Raw genomic sequence first — 23,661 nt, forward strand, 5'->3', positions numbered from 1 at the left:
CAGCTTCCCCCGCGCCTTATTTTCATCCTGCTGCCCTTACGCAACGCTTTGCTCGCGACATCACAGACGCTTTTCTTGACGAGCGCATCCGTGTCGAGGAAAAGCTGTGACTGGAGCAATTGCTCAACCCTGTCTTGCTGCCTGTTTCCCTCAGGGGCTTTCCCAGAATGGATCGGTTGATCACTGAGGATGTCGTGTAAACGACAGCCGGGTTGACCGGTGCCTTGTTGATCAGTCACCCCTCGTCGTCCAAAGACAGTCGCCTCTACCTCCGTGGCTTCTGTACTACAGGGCTGCCCCTGCCGACTTGTTCGTGCGGTTTGATAAAAGTCTCCTGGGCCGCAGGCGCTTCACGTAAATCCTCTGCACTGCTTTATGTATGCATGTGTCGCCATTGGGCATGGATAAGCTCCGGGTTTTCTTCAGGCTCCGCGCCCACTCAGGTGCGGAGCCGTTCTATACAAGGAACCTGTCATGCCCTCGGCATCAACTGCCTATTTTTCCGTCCAGGCATTACGCGCACGGTACCTCGTGGACCTGGACGATGCCGTCATTCAGGGGCGCATCACTGCCCAACAGCGTCAATGGCTTGGCCAGCTTTCCAACCCGATGAGCACCACCCAAAACGTGAACGGGGGTCCGCGGGCCGATCAAATCGTGTTCGATGACGGCAACGCGGTGGGAGCGGAACTGGCCGCGGCCATGTTGCTCAGCGATCCAGCGGCCAATAACTCAAGCGTATTCCTGCACACACTGCTTGACGGGCTGGAGGTATTTGCCAGCCGCGAACACCTGTTGCGGGTACTCAACGAGCGCTATCGGCCGGTCCACCTGGCCCGGCCTCAATGGGAATACCAGCGAATCGAAGGCGACCCGTTCGAGCGTCGCATGCGCTCGATCATTGCCAGGCACGGGCAAAGCCTGAGCGAGTTTTCAGATCACTTGCTGCTTCTGCCTTCGCTGCAAACCGCCGTGGGCCAAGGCGTGCAGCTCGCGATCAAGCAAGCGCTGCCAGACACCTCGGTGGATGTTTTCTCCCATTTGCTGCAATGGGTGTTCAATCCGGCCCCGTCCGATCCCGGCGCGCAACCGGTGGTGGTGGGGATCAATACGCTGGCCGAGAGCGCGTTCGACGCGTTAGTCCAGGAACCTTCGGACATTGGCATGCATCGGCGCTTCCTCGATATCGAGGGGCGGGCCCTGACGCCCGCACAAGCCAAACCTTACAGCGATGCCATTGACGGGGTTCGCAATACCCTGAAGGAGCCCTACGAGCAATTGCTGGAGCGTTTTTGGTCCGATCCGCTGACAGAGGACCAGACCCGGCAGCTAGTCGCAACTCGATTATTGACGGAGACTTTTCGGCACTGCCTGCTGGTCGATCGCCAGGCCTTGCGGGTTTCACCTCAAGAATTCGGGTATTTGAGCGCGATGCTTGCCGGTCATGGCGCATCCGCAGGGGCGCTCGACCTGTCTAGACTATCCATCTCCATCGCCAATCAGCAGCCGGTGAAGCTGGCTGGCCTGTGCGTGATTGATCTTTCAGCCGCCAGCCTGTCCGGTTTGCTTTTGTTTTCGGCACGGTACGGGCTGCGCCGTTTCACGGCTATCGAGCAGGTGGCCGACTATTTTCTGTCCAAAACAGGCCGGGCCGAGATACTGGCCTGCACGTCACTGAACGATCATGAATGGCTGGATGCCGAGGGGCCGATTCGCCTGAGACTCGACACCTTGGGTCAACCGCTGTTCAGTCATTTGATGGATTCAATCATTGCTTTGCAGCAGCGTAACCTGGCTTATTTCCTCACGTTACCGGCAGCCCAGGCCAACAAGGCGGCCGTCATCGTTGACGATGCCCTCGACATTCGCGAATTGATCAACCCGGGGCTTCTGGCGTTGGGCAGTTTTGGCCGATGGCGGGACGTTTCCACCGACTTTGAACACCTGTGGCCACAGCAGGCCTTATCCTCTCGGCGTCCACCCGAACCCGTACCCGCTGCAGGCGAGGATGTGCCGCCTACGTGGATGGAATACCTCAAATGGGTCCAACGGGAAATCGACCGGCTGGGCAATCTTCACCCGGGTGTTGCCGTGTGTGCCCGTGGGGTATTGAACGCCTATTTAACGGTCTTTAGCGGGGGGCAACGCGACGTGCGTTACCTGTGGGTGAAGGCGAGCAATGGCGACCTGCGAAACGTGTTGCTTCTGTTTCTGGACAGAGTGACGGGCCATGTTGCCGGGCCGCTGTCCGATGACTGCCAGGTATTGACGGGGGTGTCGGAAACCGCGCCGCTGCTTGCGGTGGCCGGGTTAACTGCCGTGATGCTTGAGCAGATGCTTGATCTGGCAAAAAGCGGGTTTCGCCTCAAGCTGGCGGCACATGTCCGACGCTCCCATGCCGGGCCACTGCGCCAGCTGGACACCCAATTGCTGCCCAAGCCAATGAGCATTGCCATTCGCAGCAGCCTGTTGCGCCTGGGGTGGAGGATGGGGGCGCGATTGGGTGAGATGGGGGCCCGAACATTGGGCATGTTCGAGCAGGTTCTGGACCGGCCGACTTTCAGTTTGCGTTCGCACTTTGGCGATGACATTACTGAAGTCTATGCCGTACATGTCGACTACCAGCCGCACCATCGTGTTGCGCCGATGACCGACATGTTTGTCCTGCAACAGCCTTGGGACTCGAGCGGCAAACTCGTGCTGTGGTCGCCTTTCCGTGGGCTTTATGAATGCGCTTCGCCGACTGAACTGGGAGCGCTCGTCAATCTCAAACTGGCCGACCCGGCCACCCGGAAACAATGGCTTGATTGTTTCAACGCGACGGACAGAGAGCGGATCGCCTTTCGCTTGAGCCAGTCTTTGCCGGTCAAGGTCAATCTGGAGCGTATTGACGGCCACTTTATAGAGCATTTGCAAAACCTCGAGCTGGAGCGTCAGGTAAACGCGGTCATGGAGGCCTATGACTCGGCCGTGCAATGGCGACTGGACGCCGGGCTGACGGGCAAGCTGACGCACGCGGCTGACACCAGCGACAATGTTCGCTCCCTGCATGACTCACTGTCCCACACACTGGAAGTTTCGCTGTTCAAGGCGTTTGCCCCGCAATGGCTCAATGAAGCCAGCGTCGCGGATCTTTTCACCTTCAGCGCATTGCTGCGCAGGGCTTACGTCGCGCAAAGCGTCGAACAGGATTTCATGTTCGACGTCCCGGCGCTGCCGGATTACGCCCATGAACAGCTGACGGCGCGATTGCACAAGGACCTGGGTGATCAGGCGCCCGACCCGGACCTGATCATCGTGACCCTGACCCGATACGTTGGTGCCCCCACGGCCGTTGGCGAGATTCCGTCTTCCGTGCCCGGTGCCACGCTGGTCGTCAAGGAAACGCTGACCCGTTTCGCCATCAACCGCTTTTCCGGTGTTCAGGACGGTATCCTGAGTTTTGCCCTGGCTGATGAGTCGCTCGCGATACGGCTACCTGACCCGGACTATCTCTCCGGGGTGGTACTTGACCTGGATGTTGGCGCTCGCTACCGCGCGCTGCTGGATGAGAAGCTAAACGAGCATGACCCAAGCCACGCCCGGCGGCTGCGGTGCTTCGCCGAACAGATGCCGCCCTTACAGTTGTTGAGCGCCTTTGAACTCAAACTGTGCAAGCAACTGTCGGACAAGGCATGGCGCTACATCCGCAGTGTTCTAGAGATGCCCGACGGCATCGCACGCCTCCCCGAGAAGGGCGAGAACATCGTCCTGAGCCCGCTGCAACTGGTACCTGAGCCTGGCGGCAAGGCGGATGTGGTTACCGGGATGTACGTGATCACGGCGCAGGACTCAACACAGGGCCCCTGGATTCTGTACACGCTGTTGGGCGATGACATGGATTTCAAGGAGTACCCCAACGAGGCCGCGTTGCTGGCCGATGTCCAGAGCACCACCAGCCTGCAGGCATTGATCCTTGAGCGCTTGACGCCCCTGGCCCGAAAAACCTATGACAATGGTGGCTTCCGGGAACCGCATCTGCCCTGGAGCGCTGAATCGTCTTTTGACCTCGCACCTTATCCGCCTGCACCCCCGCGTCTGTTGCTTGAACCTGTATCGAGCAATGTTCTGCGCTATTTGTTCGATGGCATGAAAGCGATGCTGCGTCTGGCGGCCGTGCAATCAAGTGTGACCACCGCCGAATTCAACAGCCAGGCGTTCCGCTTTCTGATGACGCTGGGCACCGAACAGGCGTTGATGTTATTGCCGGGACGCCTGGGGCTGCTGGTGGGCGCGTGGCAAAGTCAGTCGTGGCTAGAGGCTTCAGCCAATGCGCTTCATGAGCGCAAGTGGGGCAAGGCTCTTTCCGAAATATCGGCGGCGTTAGGTGTGTTGATCTCTGCCCGGCAAGACCCCAAAGACAGGGCTGAAGAGGCTATCGAAGAGTCCATCATCAATGAGCAATCCTGGATCGAAGAGGGTTTCTCCTGGGGCAATGGGCAACTGACCCCTGAAATGAGAACTCGCCTCGCGCGCCTGGAGGCCAATAACGTTTCGCTGAGTGAGCTTGAGAAAGACGGCTTTTACAACGTGTACCGCGACAGTCGGTCCAAAACGGAATACGCCGCCATTAGGGGCAAGGTCTACCCGGTCGCCTTTACGTCGGCGGGTTGGCGTATCGTCAACGGCGAAAATTCAGGCCCCGGGATACGCCTGAATGAGGAACAGCAGTGGGAACTCGATATCAGGGGCGGGCTGAAGGGCGGCGGCGGTATCCTTACCAAGCCTGGCAATTCCTCAGCCGATCAGCATCTAGAGCGCATCTTTATCACTGAAGCCAGCGGCGTCCCCGAAATCCGTCGTCGCTACCCTGACCGGGCGCGGCGTTTTGGCGAAGCGCACCTGTACGCACGCAATTACCTGCACACCGCACGCAGCAATTTGCAGGTCGAGTCATCAACCGGGCAGATCCCTGCCAAAGCTCAAAAAATCCTCGCGGACTTTTTTGGTGTGAAAGTCCCTGGCGAGCGTTTGCTGAGTTCCATCAGGAGAATCCTGGATGAACTGAACACCGAGTTACTGGATCATTCCTTGTCGCCGTTCTCATCCAGCCGAATTGTGGTCGGAACCAACAGGTCCGGGCATCAGGGGACGAGCGCGTTTACCTTCGCCAGTGACGTGAACAAGCGGATTTTCCTGACCGAACAGTTTTTCCGCGCGCCTCTTTATCGACTCAAACCTCCGCCCAGCGGTCAAAACGGGTTCAATGTGGGCGCGCATTTTCGTACCGCCATTTTCCTTCACGAATTGTCCCACATCGCCAACAACAGCCTGGATATTGCTTACGTGGAATCTTCTACGCCGTATCTGGACCTGCTGTATGACAGCGGTGAGTATTACGGGAGGGTGAAGCGGGGCTATGAAAAATACCAGCAACGCTGCCTGTCCCACCTGACCCCCCGGGACGAGTTGTTCAAGGACACCACCAGCGACGACGCGCCACGAGATTTAAAAACCTCAGACGGCCACGCCAAACCTGAGATTTTGCGGATTACCGGGAGAAAGACCTTGAACGAGGCCCGGGATGTGTTTTACGCCGATGCAGACAAGCGCGCGGACATCATCCTGAGCAATGCCGACTCCATCACGCTCCTTGTCACGTTACTGGGACGAGAACGGTTCACGCCCCCCACGCCCTGACTTACAGTGCCGCGCAGGCCTCACATGGTTGTTTGTCGTGCAGGCCTGACAACGCAGATCATCAGGCTCCTTTCTATTTTTCGCCATGTCCTTGGGGCGTGGCGGGCGCATTGATGAAAGGAAACGTGTATGGCTGCTTTGGTATCTCCTTATTCCTTGATCGGTCGCGCAGGGCGCGATTCAACCAGGATCTGGCCGATGCCGTCCGGGATTCGCGATCAGTGCCAAGGAACTTCAATCGCCACGAGGGCTGCCTATGCAGGCAGCACTTGTCCGGCTGCGAAAAGCTTAGATCAAGTAATGCTTGAGTTCCCGGGCAATCACCAGGCGCTGGATTTCGCTGGAGCCTTCGTAGATCTGGGTGATGCGGGCGTCCCGGTAGTAGCGCTCCACGGGGTAGTCTTCCAGATAGCCGTAGCCGCCGTGGATCTGGATCGCCTTGGAGCAGACCCATTCGGCCATCTCCGAGGCGAACAGCTTGGCCTGGGAAGCCTCCGACAAGCACGGTTTGCCCGCGCTGCGCAGGCGCGCCGCGTGCAGCGTCAGCAAGCGTGCGGCGTTGAGGCGGGTGTGCATGTCGGCCAGCAGGTTGGACACACTCTGGTGCTCGATGATCGGCTTGTCGAACTGCACCCGCTCACGGGCGTAAACCAGTGCCGCTTCAAAGGCGGCGCGGGCAATCCCCAGTGCCTGGGCGGCAATGCCGATACGGCCGCCTTCAAGATTGGAGAGGGCGATTGCCAGTCCCTTGCCGCGTTCGCCCAACAGGTTGGCTGCCGGGATGCGGCAGTCGCTTAACGTCACTGCGCAGGTGTCGGAGGCGCGAATACCCATTTTGTGTTCGGTGCGATCCACGACGAAACCGGGCGTATCGGTGGGCACAAGAAACGCCGACAGACCCTTTTTGCCCAGCTCCGGGTCGGTTACCGCGAACACGATAGCCAGTTGCGCACGCTTGCCGTTACTGACGAACTGCTTGGCGCCGTTGATGACCCACTGGCCGTCGCGTAACTCGGCGCGGGTGCGCAAGTTATGGGCTTCGGAGCCAGCGTGTGGTTCGGTCAGACAGAAGCAACCAATGGCGCGGCCGCTGGCCAGCTTCGCCAGCCAGGTCTGCTTTTGTTCTTCACTGCCGTAATTGAGCACCGGGCCGCAGCCCACGGAGCTGTGCACGCTCATCAGGGTGCCGGTGGCCGCGTCGCCCGCAGAGATTTCCTCCACCGCCAATGCGTACGCCACGTAATCAAGATAGGTGCCGCCCCATTGCTCTGGCACCACCATGCCCAACAGCCCCAGATCGCCCAATCGGGTGACCAGGGCGTCGTCGATCCAGCCAGCTTTCTCCCATGCCTGGGCGTGGGGTGCGATTTCGTTGCGGGCAAAGTCACGCGCCATGTCGCGGATCATGACTTGCTCTTCACTCAGTTCAATATCGTGCATCGTTCAGTTCTCCTGGCCGGTGAAGAACCCCTGCACATGCTCGGCGCTCAACGCCTGCACGCTTGGCAGATTCCATCGCGGCTTCTTGTCTTTATCAATAATCAGGGCGCGAACGCCTTCGATGAAATCCCCGCGTTCGAACCATTGGCGGCCCAACTGCAGTTCCATGGCAAAACACTTGTCCAGACAAAGTGGCCGGCCGCGACGAAGCATTTCCAGCGTCACAGCCATGGCCAGTGGCGAGCGGGTTTCCATCAGCGCCGCCGTGGCCAATGCCCATGAGCGGGTGTCGCCAACGGTGACCTGACGCAGTTGCTCGACGATGCCCGGAATATCGGGTTGGGCGAAAAAGTGATCGATGGCGGGTCGCAGCTTTTCCAGTGGTGGCTGAGGCAGGTGCTGATTGCCAAGTCTGGCCAGGACGCCTTGCAGATCCTTGAGCGCATTGCTGCGCCACGGCATGGTGTCCAGTTGTTGATCCAGACTGGCCAGCGCATCGCTATGCATATACCAGTTGGCCAGGCCGCAATACAGGGCATCGGCGGCAGCAATTTGTACGCCTGTGACGCCCAGATAAGTGCCCGCTCTGCCGGGAACCCGAGGTAGAAAATAACTGCTTCCCACATCCGGGAAATACCCGATGGCCACTTCCGGCATCCCCAGCCGACTGCGTTCAGTGACCACGCGTAGATCCGCGCCTTGCACCAGACCCATGCCGCCGCCGAGCACGAAACCGTCCATCAGTGCCAGGACCGGTTTGCGGTAACGGTGAATGCTCAGATCCAGCGCGTACTCTTCAACGAAGAAATCCTGATGCAGGGTGTGCCCGTTCTTATAGCTGTCATACAGTGAGCGAATATCGCCACCGGCGCAGAACGCCTTGTTTCCGGCACCCCGCAGGACCACGGCATACACCGAGTCATCCAGCGCCCAGGCGTCGAGCTGTTGTCGCAGGCTGCGCACCATGTTCAGGTCAATGGCGTTGAGGCCCGCCGGTCGATTGAGGGTCAAATGCCCGATGTGATTGCGCACGTCGACCAGTACGCTGTCTTGAGACAAATCCTTGAGGCCGGGCACCGCAGGTACAACCTGTACAGTCATCTGCAAACTCCCTGTCCGATCTTGTTATGGGGCCGTATTCCGGTTCAGGCGGCCAGTATCCGTGACCGCCGATGCTACCAGTGCAAATTTGCCCGGCACAATCGGCAAACCTGCAAACTGTCGAGGCATATGTGCATGGATTTATAGCGGAAATCAGTCTTCCGTGCCTGGGCCTTTTGGTGCTTCACCCGGCTGGCTGGTGTCGATGCTGACCACCACCGACATGCCCGGTCGCAACTGGCGTGCCAACGGTTGATCGGGCTCAAGGACGATGCGTACCGGAATCCGCTGGGCGATCTTGACGAAATTGCCGGTGGCATTGTCCGCAGGCAGCAGGCTGAACTCCGAGCCGGTGGCAGGGGAGATGCGTTGCACACGGCCGTGCATCTTCTGATGATTCAAGGCGTCGACGCTGAACGTTACCGGCTGGCCGAGACGGACGTTGGCCATCTGGGTTTCTTTCAGATTGGCGATGATCCACAGCCGGTCGGGGACCAGCGCCATTAACTGCGCGCCGGAATTCACATAGGCCCCCAGGCGCACGCCGATCTGCCCGAGTTGCCCGTCGCGTGGGGCCAGGATACGGGTGTTGGTCAGGTCGATGCGCGCCAGTTCGATGGCGGCTTCGGCATTGGCCACCGAGGCCTCCAGAGAGCCGCGATTGACGATCACGCTTTGCAAGTCTTCCTTGGCGATTTCCAGTACGGCGCGGGCTTCTGCCGTCGCCGCCGTTGCCTGCGCGTCGGCGGCCCGTGCGACATCCAGCTCACTTTTGGATATCGAGCCGTCGGTGACCAATGCCTGGCTGCGGCGCAAGTCGGCAGACGCCTTGCGGCCTTGAGCGATGCTGCTCTGCAGCGCGGCCTTGCGTTGCACGATGGTCGCCTCCGCGCTGCGGCGCTGTTGCAGGTTATTGGCCAGCGCAGCTTTCTGGATGCCCAGTTGCGCCACGGCCTGGTCCAGATGCTGGCGATAGATTCGGTCATCAAGGCGCACCAGCAAGTCGCCCTGTTTGACGAACTGGAAGTCCTGAACCGGAACCTCGTACACATAACCGCTCAGTTGCGGGCTGATGATAGTGGTCTGGCCGCGAACCAGAGCATTTTCCGTGCTTTCGATCGGGCTGCTGAACGGCGGCAGTTGCCAGGCATAAAGCACGATCAGAATGCCGATCATCGCGATGCTGCCGAAAATCACCGAGGAGATAACCCGGGTGCGCGTGACGCGCGATTCGCTGGCGTCGGGGGGCGACGCCGGGGGCGGCGGCCCGGAAGACGCAGTGGGCGTCGTCGGGCTTGGGTTAGAAGGCGTCGGCGTGGTCGGTTCAGTCATGAAGAGGTGGCACCACTGGAAGTTACAGGGGGCGAAGCCATCGGCGCAGGGGGTGCCGGTGGAGTCGGTGTGGTCATTTTCAGCCAGATCCCGCGTATCGAGATCCAGATCATGGTCAGTACGGCAATCACCGCGATCAGCATGAACACGTCGTTATAGGCCAGCACGTTGGCTTCCCGGGTCGCTGTCGCGGCGATGGCCCGGATACCTTGATGGGTACGTGCCGAGGGATCGGCGATGGCCGAAGCATAGCTGGCACTGGTGCTGGTCAGGCGTGCCTGCACCTGGGGATTGATCAGGGTGAGATGCTCGACCAGGACACTGGAGTGGAACTTCTCCCGCACGATCTGAAAGGTGCCCAGCGCCGCCGAGCCGATCAGGCCGCCCAGATTTTGCGTAATCCCGAACAGTACGGAAAAACTGATCATGTTGCGCGGATTGGCAAGCACGCCGCTGATCCCCAGCACCAGGGTCGGCCCCAGGAAAAAGGTGCCGCCAAAGGCCAGCAGGAACTGACTGACGTACATGTTCGATTGACGGGTCAGGTGGGTGGAGCCGCTGTCCATCCAGGCGCCGGTGGCCATCATCGCCAGGGAAATAATCAGCGGGGTGAACAGGTGCGCAGGGTTGATCGTCCAGGCGCTGACCGCCAGGCCCGCGACACTGCCCAGCAACATGACCGCGTACAACGTGTGCAACTGCTCACTGCCCATGTTCAGGGCTTGCAGAAACGCCACGGCGCCGACGGATTGCTCTGACAACACCACGCGAAACAGGATAACCGCCAACGCCAGTCGCAGAATCTTGCCGCTGCCCAGCCAGCGGGTGATCAACAACGGATTGCGCCGGTTATGTTCGATGGCCAGCCCCGCCATGATCAGCGCAATGGAGGCTGCTGAAGCCACGCCGATCCAGGGCTGTTCCAGCCACCAGTCGATACGTCCCAGGGACAGGACAGCGCACAGCAAGGCGAAGCCCGTTGAAAGCAGGCCGAAGGTCAGGAAATCGAGCCTTTCAAACGCCTTGAAACGATCACCGGGCGGCAATTTCAGGAGCAGCACGCACCCCAGCGACAGCAGGGCCATGCCCAGTTCAAACAGGTACAGGCCGCGCCACTCGGCAATTTGCAGCAAATCTTCCGAAACCAGTCGGGCCATGGGAATTGCCAGCTGCGATGTTCCCAGCCCGAGCACCAGGGCCTTTAAACGCCATCGGGTGGGGAACGCCTGAATCATGTAATACAGACCCAGCGTCGTCAGCGCTGCGCCCACCATGCCGTGGGCTGCTCTGACGGCGATGGCCGAATTGATGTCGTTGACGAACAGATGCCCGAACGTCACCAAGGCATAGAGCACCAGAAAAACTTCGGTGAAGGCCCGCAGACCGAATTGCTGACGAAACTTCACCAGCAGCAGGTTCATGGACACATTGGTCATGACATACGCTGCGGGCAGCCAGGCAATCTGCGCAGTGGTCGCCGCCAGTGAGCCTTGCAGGTAGGGCAGGTTGGCAACGACCAGCGCATTACCCAACCCGCCGGTCAGCGCGACAATGATGCCCACCAGCGCAAACGCCCAGCGTTTGCCGGTCGAATGCAGCGGCGTGGACGGCGACCCCGGCAGGGTAGGGCGCTCGTGGGGCGCCCAGTCGCGAGGCGCGTACTTATTGCTCATGCATCGGCACTGTCCTGTGGGTGGTGGTGTGGCAGCGTAACGGGTTGATCAAACCCCGCCGCCCGAAGGCGGATGGCTACCCACGGGAATTATTCAAACGGTTGTGGGTTCCGATTCACAAGGACCGTAAACGTTCCCTGGTGTCCCGGACGGGGTCGGCACAGCTCAGGGGCTGAATTTTCCGTTGTCTACACTGACAAATTGTCATACAAGCGCCTGGAATATAGGGATTGAACATTGTGCGCATCAAGGGCCTCAAACCTACTGCGCCTATTAACAGGTGATGCCTTTAGCTTGCCCTCATGACGTCTTTGCACCACTTGGGTCGGTCATGAAGAAACGCTCGACGCCGCAAGCACCTGACCACAGGCCGCGGCAACGCCGGAGATGAACACCGATGATCAGCCCCTCACGCGAGCCACGCCAGACCCCCGTTGCCAACGAGTTGCTCAAGCGCTACCAAAGCGTTCGCAGCCGCACGCTGAGCCTGGCGGCCCCCCTCAGTGCCGAAGACATGGTGGTTCAGTCGATGCCTGACGCCAGCCCGGCAAAATGGCATATGGCGCATACGACCTGGTTTTTCGAGACCTTCCTGCTCAGCGAACACTTTTCCGCTTATGAAGCGTTCGACCCGACGTTCGGCTATCTCTTCAACTCCTACTACGAGGCCGTCGGCCCGCGCCATCCCCGACCGCAACGTGGCTTGATGACCCGTCCCGGCATTGATCAGGTAATCGCCTACCGCAACCATGTGGATCACCACATGGACAGGCTGCTGCAGCGCACCTGGCCGGAAGCACTCAACGGTTTGATCGAGCTGGGCCTGGCCCATGAAGAGCAGCATCAGGAACTGCTGTTGATGGACATCCTGCACCTGTTCAGCACTTCATCACTCAAGCCCGCCTACGATGTGGCCTGGCCCAGGGATACGCCCGGAGGTCGCGGTCAGTACAAGCCACTCAAGGGCGGTCTCACCGAAATCGGCCATAACGGGGCCGAGTTCGCTTTCGACAACGAAGGCCCGCGCCACACGACGTACCTGCAATCGTTCGAAATCAGCGATCGGCTCGTCACAAACGGTGAATGGCTGGCCTTCATGAACGCGGGCGGCTACAGCCAGGCGGGTCTTTGGCTTGCGCAAGGCTGGACCGTCGTGCAGGAAAACGCCTGGAACGCGCCGCTGTATTGGCAGCATGACGAGCCCCATGGCTGGCGGCGCATGAGCCTGCGTGGGCTGGAAACAATCGTTCCCGATGCGCCGGTGACCCATATCAGCTACTACGAAGCGGCCGCTTACGCCCATTGGGCCGATGCGCGGTTGCCGACCGAAGCGGAATGGGAAGCGGCGGCGATCGCCGGGCTGCTGGAACAGGTGGATGACGTTGCCTGGCAATGGACCCAAAGCGCGTACAGCGCTTACCCCGGCTTTCGTCCGGCGGCCAGCGCGGTGGGGGAATACAACGGCAAGTTCATGATCAGCCAGATGGTCTTGCGCGGTGGTGCCAGCGTGACGTCCCCGAATCACTCTCGGGCCACGTATCGCAACTTCTTTCATCCCGAGAAGCGCTGGGTGGTTTCCGGCCTGCGTCTGGCCCGGGACAGTCGTCAGCCCGGCGTGGTCAACCCCCACGACAGTGAGTTTGCCCGCGACGTTATCGCCGGCCTGTCATCGCCTGCCAAAAACCTGTCGCCCAAATACTTCTACGACGCAGCAGGCTCAGAACTATTCGAAGCCATCTGCCACACCCGCGAGTACTACCCGACCCGTGCCGAAACCCGCTTGCTGACGGAGGTCGCCGAGCAGATGGCCGCTTCGATTCCCCAAGGCGCGGCATTGGTGGAATTTGGCAGCGGCGATAGCGCTAAAACCTGTCTGTTGTTGGACGCGGCGCCGCAAGTTGCCGTGTACGTGCCCATCGACATCAGCGCCAATGCCTTGAACAAGGCCGCGCACCAGCTCCACGAGAAATACCCGCACCTGACCGTGGCCCCGCAGATCGATGACTTCACCCGCGCCTTGAAGCTGCCCCGCGCCGCAGACGGCCTGACCCGGGTCGGTTTCTTTCCGGGGTCGACCATCGGCAACTTCACACCGGAACAGGCCGTGAAGTTTCTGCGTTCAGCCCGGACGCTGTTGGGGGAAAACGCGCATTTCATCGTCGGTGTCGACCTGGTCAAGGACGCCGCCACGCTGGTCGCGGCCTATGACGATGCTCAAGGGGTCACGGCACGCTTCAACAAAAACTTGCTGACTCGCATCAACCGTGAACTGGACGGCACATTCCAGAACGATGGGTTCGATCATCTGGCCGTTTGGAATGAGCAGGAGCAGCGCATGGAAATGCACTTGGTCAGCCGCGAGGAGCAAACCGCTATGGTGGCTGGTCAAGCCTTCCACTTCAGCGCTGGCGAACGCCTGCACACGGAAAACTCCCACAAGTTCACCGTCGAGTCCTTTACCGCTCTGGCCGCGCAGGCGGGGTGGACTGTCAGCGAGCAATGGATCAGCGACGCGCCGGAGGTGGCGTTGTTCAATCTGAAGGGTTGAGGCAAGCGGGGCAAAGAAAAGCCGGCGTGATAAGCGCCGGCTTTTTCTATTCTCAAACGTCAGCTTAGAAGATCTGCACAAACAGCCAATACAACGACCCCGACAACAGAATCGCCGCCGGCAACGTCAGCACCCAAGCCATGGCCAGGTTGCGCAAGGTGCGCAGTTGCAGGCCCGAGCCATTGGCGACCATGGCACCTGCCACGCCGGATGACAGCACGTGGGTGGTGGAGACCGGCATGCCGTACATATCGGCCGCGCCAATGGTCAGCATGGCGACGATTTCGGCCGACGCACCCTGCGCGTAGGTCATGTGGGTCTTGCCGATTTTTTCGCCGACGGTGATGACGATGCGCCGCCAGCCGACCAGGGTTCCCAGGCCGAGCGCGATGGCCACGGCGATTTTCACCCAGGTCGGGATAAAACGCGTGGCGCTGTCGATCTGGTCCTTGAACAGTTTGAGTTTGTCCTGAGTATCGGTATCGAAACTGCCGACCTTGTTTTTCTCCATCAGGCGGATGGTTTCGGACGTCAGGTACATGTCGTTCCGCACGTTGGCCACCGCCTCGGCGGGGACTTTGGCCAGCGAGCCATAGCTCTTGACCTGAATACCGATCTTGCCGGCCATGACGGCCAGCGCCGGGATCAGATCAGGCGTGGCCTGTTTGCTGACCAGATAGGCCGATAATGTCTGGCGAGAATCAGCCGGAGCAGGGGCGGGGACGCTTCGGCTCAAGGCTTGCTGCGTGACTTCGGCCACGGCAGCGAATTGAATCGATTGGTCGGCGGGCATGGTGCGGTTCAAGGCGTAGGCCATCGGCAGGGTGCCGACCAGGATCAACATGATCAGACCCATGCCTTTTTGTCCGTCGTTGGAACCGTGGGCGAAGGACACGCCGGTGCAGGTGACGATCAGCATGCCGCGAATCCACCAGGGCGGTGGCGAATTGCCTTTTGGCGCTTTGTACAACGCACGATTCTTGATGAACAGGCGCATGGCCAGCAGCAACAACGCCGCGCAGCCAAAGCCGACCAGAGGCGACAACAGCAGCGAGTAACCGATTTTGGTTGCCTGGGACCAATCCACACCGCTGGTGCCGTCTCGGCCGTGCATCAGCGCATTGGCCACGCCGACCCCGATGATCGAGCCGATCAACGTGTGCGAGGAAGAAGCCGGCAAACCCAGCCACCAGGTGCCAAGGTTCCAGATGATGGCGGCGATCAGCAGGGCGAAGATCATCGCAAAGCCGGCGCTGGAGCCAACTTGCAGGATCAATTCCACCGGCAGCAGAGCGATGATGCCGAACGCCACAGCGCCGCTGGAAAACAGCACGCCGAGAAAGTTGAACAGCCCCGACCAGGCCACCGCGAAGTTTGGCGGCAGGGAATGGGTATAGATAACCGTGGCCACGGCGTTGGCCGTGTCATGGAAACCGTTGACGAACTCGAAACCCAGAGCAATTACCAGCGCCACGCCGAGTAGCAGGAACGGGGTCCAGGTGGTGACCACCGTGCCTATGTCATCGACGTCTTGTTTCAGACTGTAGGCAGTGAACAACAGGCCCATGGCCAGGATGACGAAGAACAGCCCCATGGTGAGTTTGCCGGGCTTGCGGGAGAATTGGGGTCTTGAATCGTCGGCGTGTCTGATTGAGTCCGGGGCCAGTGTGCTGGAGACCATGGTGCGCAATCCTGCAGGAAAAGGTGACACCTATTTTTATTGCAAAATGTTACAGCGTTGCGACACACGTCAACGATGTGACATTCAGTTTGGCTTTTTCGGATGTCCGGTCTAGGAACTCGGCTTCATGGGACCGGATTTATACGGGAAGGATGGGGCAGACGCTGCAAAGGTGCGGGCTTCACCGACGCCTTCCCGGATAAATCCGGTTCCACGAGTTTCGTGCTCCCACACGTACGCGACCTCCAACAGATCTTGGCGTTCTACCCCCGATCCTGATTCTTGCGAAACGCCCAGCGCCCGACAATCAACGTGAACGTCGCCACCAATGCCACCAGCACCCAGAAACCTTCCGGGTCCGACGCCAAGGGAATACCACCGACGTTCATGCCGAAAAAACCGGCAACGATATTAATCGGCAATGCCAGCACCGTGACCACGGTCAGGGTGTAAAGGGTTCGGCTGCTTTGCTCATTGAGGTTGGCGGCGATTTCTTCCTGCAACAGCTTGATGCGTTCACCCAGCGCCGTCAGGTCGCTGATCACCAGCGCGGACTCTTCGGTGGATTGCCGCAGCTCTTGTACGTCGTCTTCCTGCAACCAGTACGGTGGTCGGTGCAGCAAACGCATTAGAGAACCAGGCTCCAGCGCCAGCAGCCGCTGCAAACGAACCAATACCCGGCGCATGGCGCCCAGTTCCGAACGGTTATTGCTCAGGCGTTGCGACAATAACTGGTCTTCGATTTTGTCCACGCTGACGCTGGTCTTGCGCAGGAACTGAGTCAGCACTTCGCCCTGGTCACGCAGGAGGTGCGCCAGCAACTCCACGGGCGAACGAAACTGTTCGCCGCGCTTGACCGACGAACGCAGCTTGTCTACCGAACGCAGCGGTAACTGGCGTGCGGTGATCAGCAGTTGTCGGTGGGTGCAGACCCACAACGTGGAAATGTCCGTGGAAACCAGATTGAAGTCGAAGACCACGTCGTTGACCACCGCCAGCAGCGCCGAGTCCACATGTTCAATCCGGGTTGAACGTGAGCCTTCATGCAGGGCTTCGAAGAACTCCTCAGGCAGCGGTAAGTGGGTTTTCATCCAGCGCTCGCAACCGGCATGGGCCAGATTCAGGTGCAGCCAGAGGAATTCGTCAGGCGTGGCCGGGGTGTGCAGGCAGTTGAGTGCTACGGCCGAGCCGATTTCCTGGCCCCCTTCGCCGGGACGAAACCGAAAACCATAGAGCAGGCCGAAAAGGTCGGAATCCTGATTTTTCTGCACGATGCTCTGAGTCATGGTTACTCACAGGTCTTGATGCGCCGGTCCCTGGCAGATGGACGAAGGGCGCATCATGACAAGCGTTTATTTCATTTTTGTTTCAGGTTATGACTAATTGTTTCCGGTTAGACCATAGCCAGACGCTGCTTGCGGGTCGGTGCCGGCCAGGCCCGGTCCAGCTCGGCGAGATCGTCCGGGGTAAGCTTCAGGTCAACCGCCGCCAGGTTCAGCTTGAGGTGTTCAGGGTGGACCGCCTTGGGGATGGCAATCATGTTTTCCTGGCGCAGCACCCACGCGAGGCTGATCTGCGCAGCTGTGGCGTTATGACGTGCAGCCACTGCCCGCAACGCCGGATGATGCAGCAGATCGCCCGCTTGACCGATAGGGCAGTAAGCCATGATCGGCATGCGCTGAGCGTTCGCCCAGGGAAGCAGATCAAACTCGATGCCGCGCTCTTCAGGGTTATAGAGCACCTGATTGGTGGCGCAGGCCGCGTTATTCAGCTCAATCATGTCCGGCACATCAAAGTTCGAGACCCCCCAACGGCCGATTTTTCCGGCGTCACGCAGGCGTTCGAACGCTTCGACGGTTTCATCCAGCGGATACTGACCGGGCCAGTGCAGCAGATAAAGATCGATGTAGTCGGTTTTCAGCCTTTTCAGGCTGCGCTCGCAGGCGGCGGCTGTGCCAGCACGGTTCGCGTTGTGAGGGTAGACCTTGCTGACCACGAAGACCTTGTCACGCTGCCCGGCGATGGCTTCGGCGACGACCTCTTCGGCGGTGCCGTCGGCGTACATCTCCGCCGTGTCGATCAGCGTCATGCCCAGTTCGATGCCCTGGCAAAGCGCGGCGATTTCTGCCGAACGCTGGCGTGGGTCTTCGCCCATATGCCAAGTTCCCTGACCCAGGACCGGCACGGTCTGCCCCGCGAGTTCGAGTGTGCGCATGGGAACTCCTGCTGTTGGATGAATGATGAGAAGTGTGGCAGTGAAATGGGGAAAGGGTTCCCGGTTCTGGGGCGTTTGACGAGAAAACGGTCGATTTCGCAGTGGGTGGCGCGTTGCTTATACAGGTTCCGTACTGACGGCCGGCTCCTTAGTAAGTAGGAGCTCACGAGCAGCGCGAGGCAGCAATAGCTGTTTGCCTGAACACACACGGCCCTGCGGGCGGCGTTATCTCTGTAAGCGCCTTGCATGCCCACAGGACGTATCGTCGATCCCGATAATCCATATAGTTGGCGCGTAGGGGGTGGGGGCACCACCCGCATTGGCGGTGCTGCTTATATAGGTTTCGTCGTGACGGCCGGATCTATTTTGTCGTGGCAAAATAGACAAAGCCGTATGCGCTGACGTCCGGCCCCTGCTGCGCTCCAGTAGTTACGAACCTTTCCTGTAGGAGATCCCTCGTCTTCCAGGCGCCACGTTGTCGAGTTGCAAATAGCTGACATGTGGGACCGGATTTAGCGGGGAAGACGGCATCACTTGCGATGAAAATGCAACAGATGCACCGGCCTCTTCCCGGCTAAAGCCGGTCCCACGGAGTGTGGCGGGAGGGAACACCTGCGCAGCAGGGGCTGGACAAAGGAGCCGACGGTTTTTACTTGCCAAGGCAAAGTGGCTTTTTATTTTAGAGGCAGCTGTAAGAGCGCAAAGGTGACTACGCGTCACGGCCACCAATGGATATGCCCACCAAACCCGCTACAAAAACAGGATTGGCGGGCAACCCAGCGGGCGCCGTAAGCGCGCCAAGATTGCAGGAAATTATTCCCCCGCCACCCGCCGCGCACTTTCCCACCCACCGCCCAACGCCAGAAACAGATCAATCTGCCCCATGGCAACCTGGGTATTGGCCATGGCCAGTTGAGCCCGCACGTCAGTGTAGGTACGGGTGGCTTGCAGGTCGGCGAGGAAGGACTCGCGGCCGGCCTGGAAAAAACGGTGGGTCTGGTCGGCTGCTTGTCTGGCCGATTGCTCGGCGTCGGCCAGTGCATCCCGGCGTTCGAGCTGCGCGGTGTATTGCGCCAGACCGGTCTGGGTTTCGCGGATGGCGTTGAGCACGACGCCATCAAAGCGGGCCAGCGCGGCCTGGGTCGAAGCTTCAGCCTGATGAATCCGGGCGCGGGAGCCGTTGGAGGGCACGGTCCAGTTCAGCAACGGGCCAAAGCCCCAGCGATTGGCCGCTGGTTTTCCGAGGTTTTCCACCAGGCCCACGGTGCCGATCGTCGCGCCAATGCTGATGTCCGGGTACAGCTCGCCGGTGGCGACGCCGATTCGGGCGGTGGCGGCGGCGAGCTGGCGTTCGGCCTGGCGCACATCCGGGCGACGCTTGAGCAAGGCGGCGCCATCGCCGACGGGCATGACCTGGGCGACATGCGGCAGCTCGTTGCAGGTCGTGACGCCCGCCGGCAGTTGGTCCAGCGGCTGCGCCAGCAGCATCGACAAACGAAACAGCCCGGCCTGACGCGAGGCCTCGTAACGCGGCAGTTCGGCGCGCAAGGACTTGAATTGAGTCTCCGAGCGCGTGACCTGGGTTTCATCGCCGCGCCCGGCATCACGCAGGCGCTGGACCAGGCTTACGGCTTGCTGCTGCAGGTCCAGGGATTGCAGCGCGATGTCGCGTTCTTCATTGGCGGCACACACCTGTGTGTAGGCGCGCACCACATCGGCAACCAAGGTGATGCGTGCTGTATCGGCGGCGGCCTGAGTGGCATCGACGTTGGCTTTGGCCGCTTCGATGCCGCGCTGCAGGGTGCCAAACAGGTCGAACTGATACGAGGTGGTGATCCCGACGTTGCCGACATTGGACACGGGCACTTTATCCGCCAGCAGAAACGCTTCGCCGGATTCCTGAAGACGCTCCGCACCTAACTTTACACCGCTGCTGAATCCCCCCGCCGCCTGGGCTTCAGCGGTCTGATACCGGGCGCGCTGCAGGTTGGCGGCAGCGATTCTCAGGTCGGTATTGGACGCCAGGGCTTGCTGCACCAATTGATCCAGACGCGGGTCTTGATACATCCGCCACCAGTTGGCGGGCACGGGGGCGGAAACCGAATTGGCCGATTCACCCGCCAGCTCGCCCTGCAAATCCTTACGGTTGATGGCGGCTTGCTCGGGCACCGTATAGTCCGGGCCGACGACCTGGCACGCCGACAACAGCAAGCCAAGCCCGACGGTTGTCAGGCGTGTGAGGTGTTTCATTGCGCAAGCTTCCTGTCGGGGTGAGTCTGCGCGTCATCGAGGATGGACACCGTGGCGGTGCGTCCGGCGATCATGCGGAAGTCCGCGGGCACTTCGTCGAAGGCAATGCGCACCGGAATGCGCTGGGCCAGACGCACCCAGCTGAACGCCGGGTTGACGTTGGGCAGCAGGTTCGAGCCGCTCGTGCGGTCGCGGTCTTCGATACCGGCGACGATGCTGACCACATGGCCGCGCAGGCGGGCGTTGTCGCCAATCACGCGAATGTCCACGCTCTGACCGATATGAATCCCGTCCAGCTTGGTTTCTTCAAAGTAGCCGTCGATATGGAACGAAGTGCCGTCCACCACCGACAGCACAGCCCGGCCCGCCGTCACAAACTCATGGGCCCGGGGAGCTCGGTCATTGAGGTAGCCGTCCACCGGGCTGCGGATCACCGAGCGATCCAGGTTCAGTTGTGCGGCGTCCACGGCAACCTGCGATTCATTGAGGGCCGACAAGGCGCGGGCTTCGCGGGACTGGCTTTCTTCCAGTTGTTCGCGGGCCACCAGGTTGCCCAGGCCACGGTTGCGCTTGTTTTCACGTCTGGCCTGCTCGTAGGTTTCCTTGCGTTCGGCCACTGTCGCCTGTGCCTGGCGCAGGGCCAGCTGGAAACGGTCGCGGTCGATGGTGAACAACACCTGGCCTTTGGTCACTGACTGGTTGTCGCTGACGTCGACTTTCTGGATCAACCCTGAAACATCCGGGGCTATCTGGATGATGTCGGCGCGGATGTGGCCGTCGCGGGTCCACGGGGCGTACATGTAATACATGACCATGCGCCAGACCACGATGGCGGCAAAGATCACGACAAGCAGGGTCAGGACCACACGGCCCAGAGTCAGCAGAGGTTTTTTCATTTCATCAGGTATCGACTGAGAGTATCCACAGCGCCGAGAAGCAGGGCGTACAGACCTACGTTGAACAATGCCCGGTGCCAGACCAGGCGATAGAAGTGGACACGCGACAACCCAGCGTGAACCACCAGAAACAGCAACCAGGTAATGCCCATCAGGGCCAGAAATGTGGGGACGAACACCCCGCTGATGTCCAGATCACCGATCATAGAGGGGCTCCGTCAATGCCATAAGGAGGGTGCTCTTCGGTTTCGGCCGCTGCGTTGACGATCTCCACGCCAGGCAAGAGTGCCAGGCGCAGTCCGCTTAACGCGTGCAGCAGGTGAGGGCGGGCGGGATCGTCATCCAGGCTTTCAGCGGACAATGCGCGGCGGGCGCGATCCATGGTCATCAGCAGCCCTTTGGGCGCGGGCAGACGTTCGCGGGCATCCAGACAGCCCTGGAAATAACCGCCCACTTCATTCACGACCTGGCGCAACAGCATCTGCTGGCCGCTGTGCGCCCGTGGCAGCCAGGCCAGCAGGTCCAGCAGGTTTAACGCCACCCGGAGCTCACGCAGGGCAATGCCTGTGTCCTGTGCGGTGATGGTCAGGCGCGGCAGATGTTGCATCAGACGATCAAGCATCTGGGCGCCCATGGCGCGGTGCTCGGCCAGGGTGGCCGGTTCGGTCAGCGCCACGATGTCACGCCAACTGAAACGGGTCAGGCGCTTGGCCGCCAGCTCGACCCCGAAGGGCCGCACCACCAGCGTCCAGACAAAGGCGAACAACAGGCCCACCGGACCGGCCAGGTTGGAATTGACGAAGTTCAGGAAGTCCGCGTCGTAGGCGCTCTGGATGCTGATGAACGAGGAGGTGTTGACGATGGTCAGCAAGGTCCCGAGGTAGAAGCGCGGCTGCACGGTCAGCGTACCGACGCAAATGAACGGCACCGCGAAGGCCAGCACCAGCATGGGAAAGTCGTGCAGGTTAGGCAGGACCACAAACAGGTACAGGCTGGCGAACACCACCGAGAGCATCGTCCAGAAAAAGAAGCGGTATATCTGGGGTGCCGGGTCGTCCATTGCCGCAAAAAAACTACAGGACACCGCTGCCAGGGCAACCGCCGCCGCACCGTCGGGCCAACCCAGCAGGATCCACAGGACCGAGGCGACAATGATCGCCAGCACCGTGGACGTCACGGAGTACAGCATCAAGCCGCGATCCAGAAACGGCGTGATTCGCGCCAGCCGCCAGTGGCGATAAACCGCGCGCCATGGCGTCCGATCGTCGGTCTTGATGGCGTGCTGCAGCGTGCGGCAGTCGTGCCACAGGTCAATCCATTCACCGAGTCGATACAGCGCGTTGGACAGCAGCAACTGTTGCCGGTCATCCAGTTGCGCGGCATTGGGCTGCAGCCGTTCAAGCGCCTGATGCAAGGCTTGCCACTGCTCACATTGCGGCCCGGTGGCGGTGCTTTCCAACCAGGCGCGGGTGTTGATCAGCAGAGGGGCGAGGTGAGCGGCCCCTTCGGGTGTGCGGCGATCCAGTGCCCATAGCGCATCGTCCAGCGCATCGATGACCGGCAGCAAATGGATCATTCGTCCGCGCAGTTCTTTGGCGTTGCGCACGGTTTGTTTGCTTGCGCCTTCATGGGGCAGTTGGCCGATCATCAGTTCCAGACTGTTGAAGGTCGCGACCATGGCGCCGCGCAGTGCGCCGACTTCTTGCGCTTGAACCGTGCGGGCCAGAAAACGGTCGCTGTAGGCCGACGCATCGCTGAACCATTTATCGGCCGCACCCTGCATGACCGGCGCCAGGCGACGCGGCCAGAACATGCTGCCCACCACGGCCGCACACACGATGCCCAGGAAAATCTCTTCGGTACGCGACACGGCAATATCAAACACCGCCTGCGGGTTATCCACCACCGGAAAGGAAATCAACGGCAAGGTGTACCCGGCCAGCATCAGGGCGTAACTGTTGGCGGTGCGCAGGTGCAGGGACAGGAACAGCAACGTGCCCGTCCACAGCGCAATGACAGCCGCCAATAGAAACGGCGTTTGCACGAACAGGGGCACCAGCAGCACCGACGCCGACGCCCCGGCCAGGGTGCCCAGCGCGCGGTACAACGCCTTGGAACTGGTGGGCCCGACAAAGGGGCTCGAGACGATGTACACCGTCGCCATTGCCCAGTAGGGCCGGGGCATTTCCATCAGCAAGGCGATGTAAAGCGCCAGCATCGAAGCCGCGAACGTGCGTATGCCGTAAAACCAGTCCTGTGCCGGGGGCACGCCCGCAAAGAAATCTTTCAAGCGCTCCCCGCTGTGTCTGGATGGGCCGCGTCGGCAAACGCCTTGAAGACGCGCAACGTGGCGTCCAGGTCTTCACGGCTCACGTTTTTCAGCACGTCCCGGCGCAAACGCACCAACTCTTCTTCAATGGCCAGGGCCAATGCGCGGCCGCTTTCGGTCAGGCTCAAGGCTTTGGCGCGGCGATCATTCGGATCTTCGGTGCGGCAGACGATCCCGGCGCTGCACAGTTGATCCAGCAAGCGCACCAGGGTGGGACTTTCCATGCCGGCCGCATGGGCGACGGTGACCTGGTTCACGCCGTCACCCAGCCGCAGAATCATCAGCAAGGGGCCCGCGCAGGCTTCGGAGACGCCGTAGGTGGCCAAGGTGGTCTGGCAGATACGTCGCCATTGGCGAGACGCAGCGACCATGCCGCTGCTGATATTCATCTGCAGTGAGTCAAGGGACATGAGATGGACCGGTTTGAAAGGATTGAAATGGCAGATCGTTCGCAGGGTCATTATTAGCTTGCTAACTATTAATATCCTGTAACAAAGTCTTTCAGTCAACCCTGAAA

General features: G+C 60.4%; 14 protein-coding genes. 2 read left to right on the plus strand and 12 right to left on the minus strand.

Annotation, left to right across the window (positions count from 1 at the left end; genetic code table 11):
* The first annotated feature begins 474 nt into the window (after nt 1-474).
* The gene (locus ACP7B0_RS13000) at nt 475-5,679 is read left to right on the plus strand and encodes a dermonecrotic toxin domain-containing protein (protein WP_426141797.1); all 5,205 of its coding nucleotides are present in this window, start codon (nt 475-477) and stop codon (nt 5,677-5,679) included.
* A gap of 288 nt (nt 5,680-5,967) precedes the next feature.
* On the opposite strand, the gene ACP7B0_RS13005 is transcribed toward ACP7B0_RS13000, so the two are convergent.
* The 4 genes from ACP7B0_RS13005 to ACP7B0_RS13020 form a co-directional block, all read right to left on the minus strand.
* Entirely contained in the window at nt 5,968-7,119 is a 1,152-nt protein-coding gene (locus tag ACP7B0_RS13005) for an acyl-CoA dehydrogenase family protein (protein WP_426141799.1), read from the minus strand.
* 3 nt (nt 7,120-7,122) lie between these two features.
* Nucleotides 7,123-8,220, minus strand: coding sequence for an enoyl-CoA hydratase/isomerase family protein (locus ACP7B0_RS13010; protein WP_426141801.1), 1,098 nt, complete (start codon nt 8,218-8,220; stop codon nt 7,123-7,125).
* Nucleotides 8,221-8,373: 153 nt separating this feature from the next.
* Nucleotides 8,374-9,552 carry an HlyD family secretion protein gene (locus ACP7B0_RS13015; RefSeq protein WP_426141803.1) on the minus strand — a complete coding sequence of 393 codons (1,179 nt, stop codon included), beginning with the start codon at nt 9,550-9,552 and terminating at the stop codon, nt 8,374-8,376.
* Entirely contained in the window at nt 9,549-11,225 is a 1,677-nt protein-coding gene (locus tag ACP7B0_RS13020) for an MFS transporter (RefSeq protein ID WP_426141805.1), read from the minus strand. The genes ACP7B0_RS13015 and ACP7B0_RS13020 overlap by 4 nt, the downstream gene beginning before the upstream one ends.
* A gap of 397 nt (nt 11,226-11,622) precedes the next feature.
* Here ACP7B0_RS13020 and egtB point away from each other — a divergent pair, with 397 nt between their 5' ends.
* On the plus strand, nt 11,623-13,773 hold the full coding sequence (egtB, locus tag ACP7B0_RS13025) for an ergothioneine biosynthesis protein EgtB (RefSeq protein WP_426141807.1): 2,151 nt from the start codon (nt 11,623-11,625) through the stop codon (nt 13,771-13,773).
* Nucleotides 13,774-13,837: 64 nt separating this feature from the next.
* On the opposite strand, the gene ACP7B0_RS13030 is transcribed toward egtB, so the two are convergent.
* From ACP7B0_RS13030 to ACP7B0_RS13065, 8 genes are all read right to left on the minus strand, one after another.
* Nucleotides 13,838-15,454 (minus strand): inorganic phosphate transporter, encoded by a 1,617-nt coding sequence (locus ACP7B0_RS13030; RefSeq protein ID WP_426141808.1) that lies wholly within the window; start codon nt 15,452-15,454, stop codon nt 13,838-13,840.
* A 263-nt stretch (nt 15,455-15,717) separates the two neighbouring features.
* Complete coding sequence (locus ACP7B0_RS13035; protein WP_426141809.1) at nt 15,718-16,740, minus strand: transporter; 1,023 nt, start codon at nt 16,738-16,740, stop codon at nt 15,718-15,720.
* A 107-nt stretch (nt 16,741-16,847) separates the two neighbouring features.
* Nucleotides 16,848-17,669, minus strand: coding sequence for an aldo/keto reductase (locus ACP7B0_RS13040; RefSeq protein ID WP_426141810.1), 822 nt, complete (start codon nt 17,667-17,669; stop codon nt 16,848-16,850).
* Between the two features lie 813 nt (nt 17,670-18,482).
* A complete protein-coding gene (locus ACP7B0_RS13045) occupies nt 18,483-19,919 on the minus strand; it encodes an efflux transporter outer membrane subunit (protein WP_426141811.1) in 1,437 nt (478 codons plus the stop codon).
* Nucleotides 19,916-20,815, minus strand: a complete 900-nt coding sequence (locus ACP7B0_RS13050; protein ID WP_426141812.1) for an efflux RND transporter periplasmic adaptor subunit — start codon at nt 20,813-20,815, stop codon at nt 19,916-19,918. The genes ACP7B0_RS13045 and ACP7B0_RS13050 overlap by 4 nt, the downstream gene beginning before the upstream one ends.
* Complete coding sequence (locus ACP7B0_RS13055; protein ID WP_426141813.1) at nt 20,812-21,021, minus strand: DUF1656 domain-containing protein; 210 nt, start codon at nt 21,019-21,021, stop codon at nt 20,812-20,814. The genes ACP7B0_RS13050 and ACP7B0_RS13055 overlap by 4 nt, the downstream gene beginning before the upstream one ends.
* A complete protein-coding gene (locus tag ACP7B0_RS13060) occupies nt 21,018-23,105 on the minus strand; it encodes an FUSC family protein (RefSeq protein ID WP_426141814.1) in 2,088 nt (695 codons plus the stop codon). The genes ACP7B0_RS13055 and ACP7B0_RS13060 overlap by 4 nt, the downstream gene beginning before the upstream one ends.
* The gene (locus ACP7B0_RS13065) at nt 23,102-23,554 is read right to left on the minus strand and encodes a MarR family winged helix-turn-helix transcriptional regulator (protein WP_426141815.1); all 453 of its coding nucleotides are present in this window, start codon (nt 23,552-23,554) and stop codon (nt 23,102-23,104) included. Before ACP7B0_RS13065 ends, ACP7B0_RS13060 begins: the two co-directional genes overlap by 4 nt.
* Nucleotides 23,555-23,661 lie beyond the last annotated feature (107 nt).

It is taken from the genome of Pseudomonas sp. DWP3-1-2 (genome assembly GCF_049896285.1).
In the GTDB taxonomy this organism is placed as follows: Bacteria; Pseudomonadota; Gammaproteobacteria; order Pseudomonadales; family Pseudomonadaceae; genus Aquipseudomonas.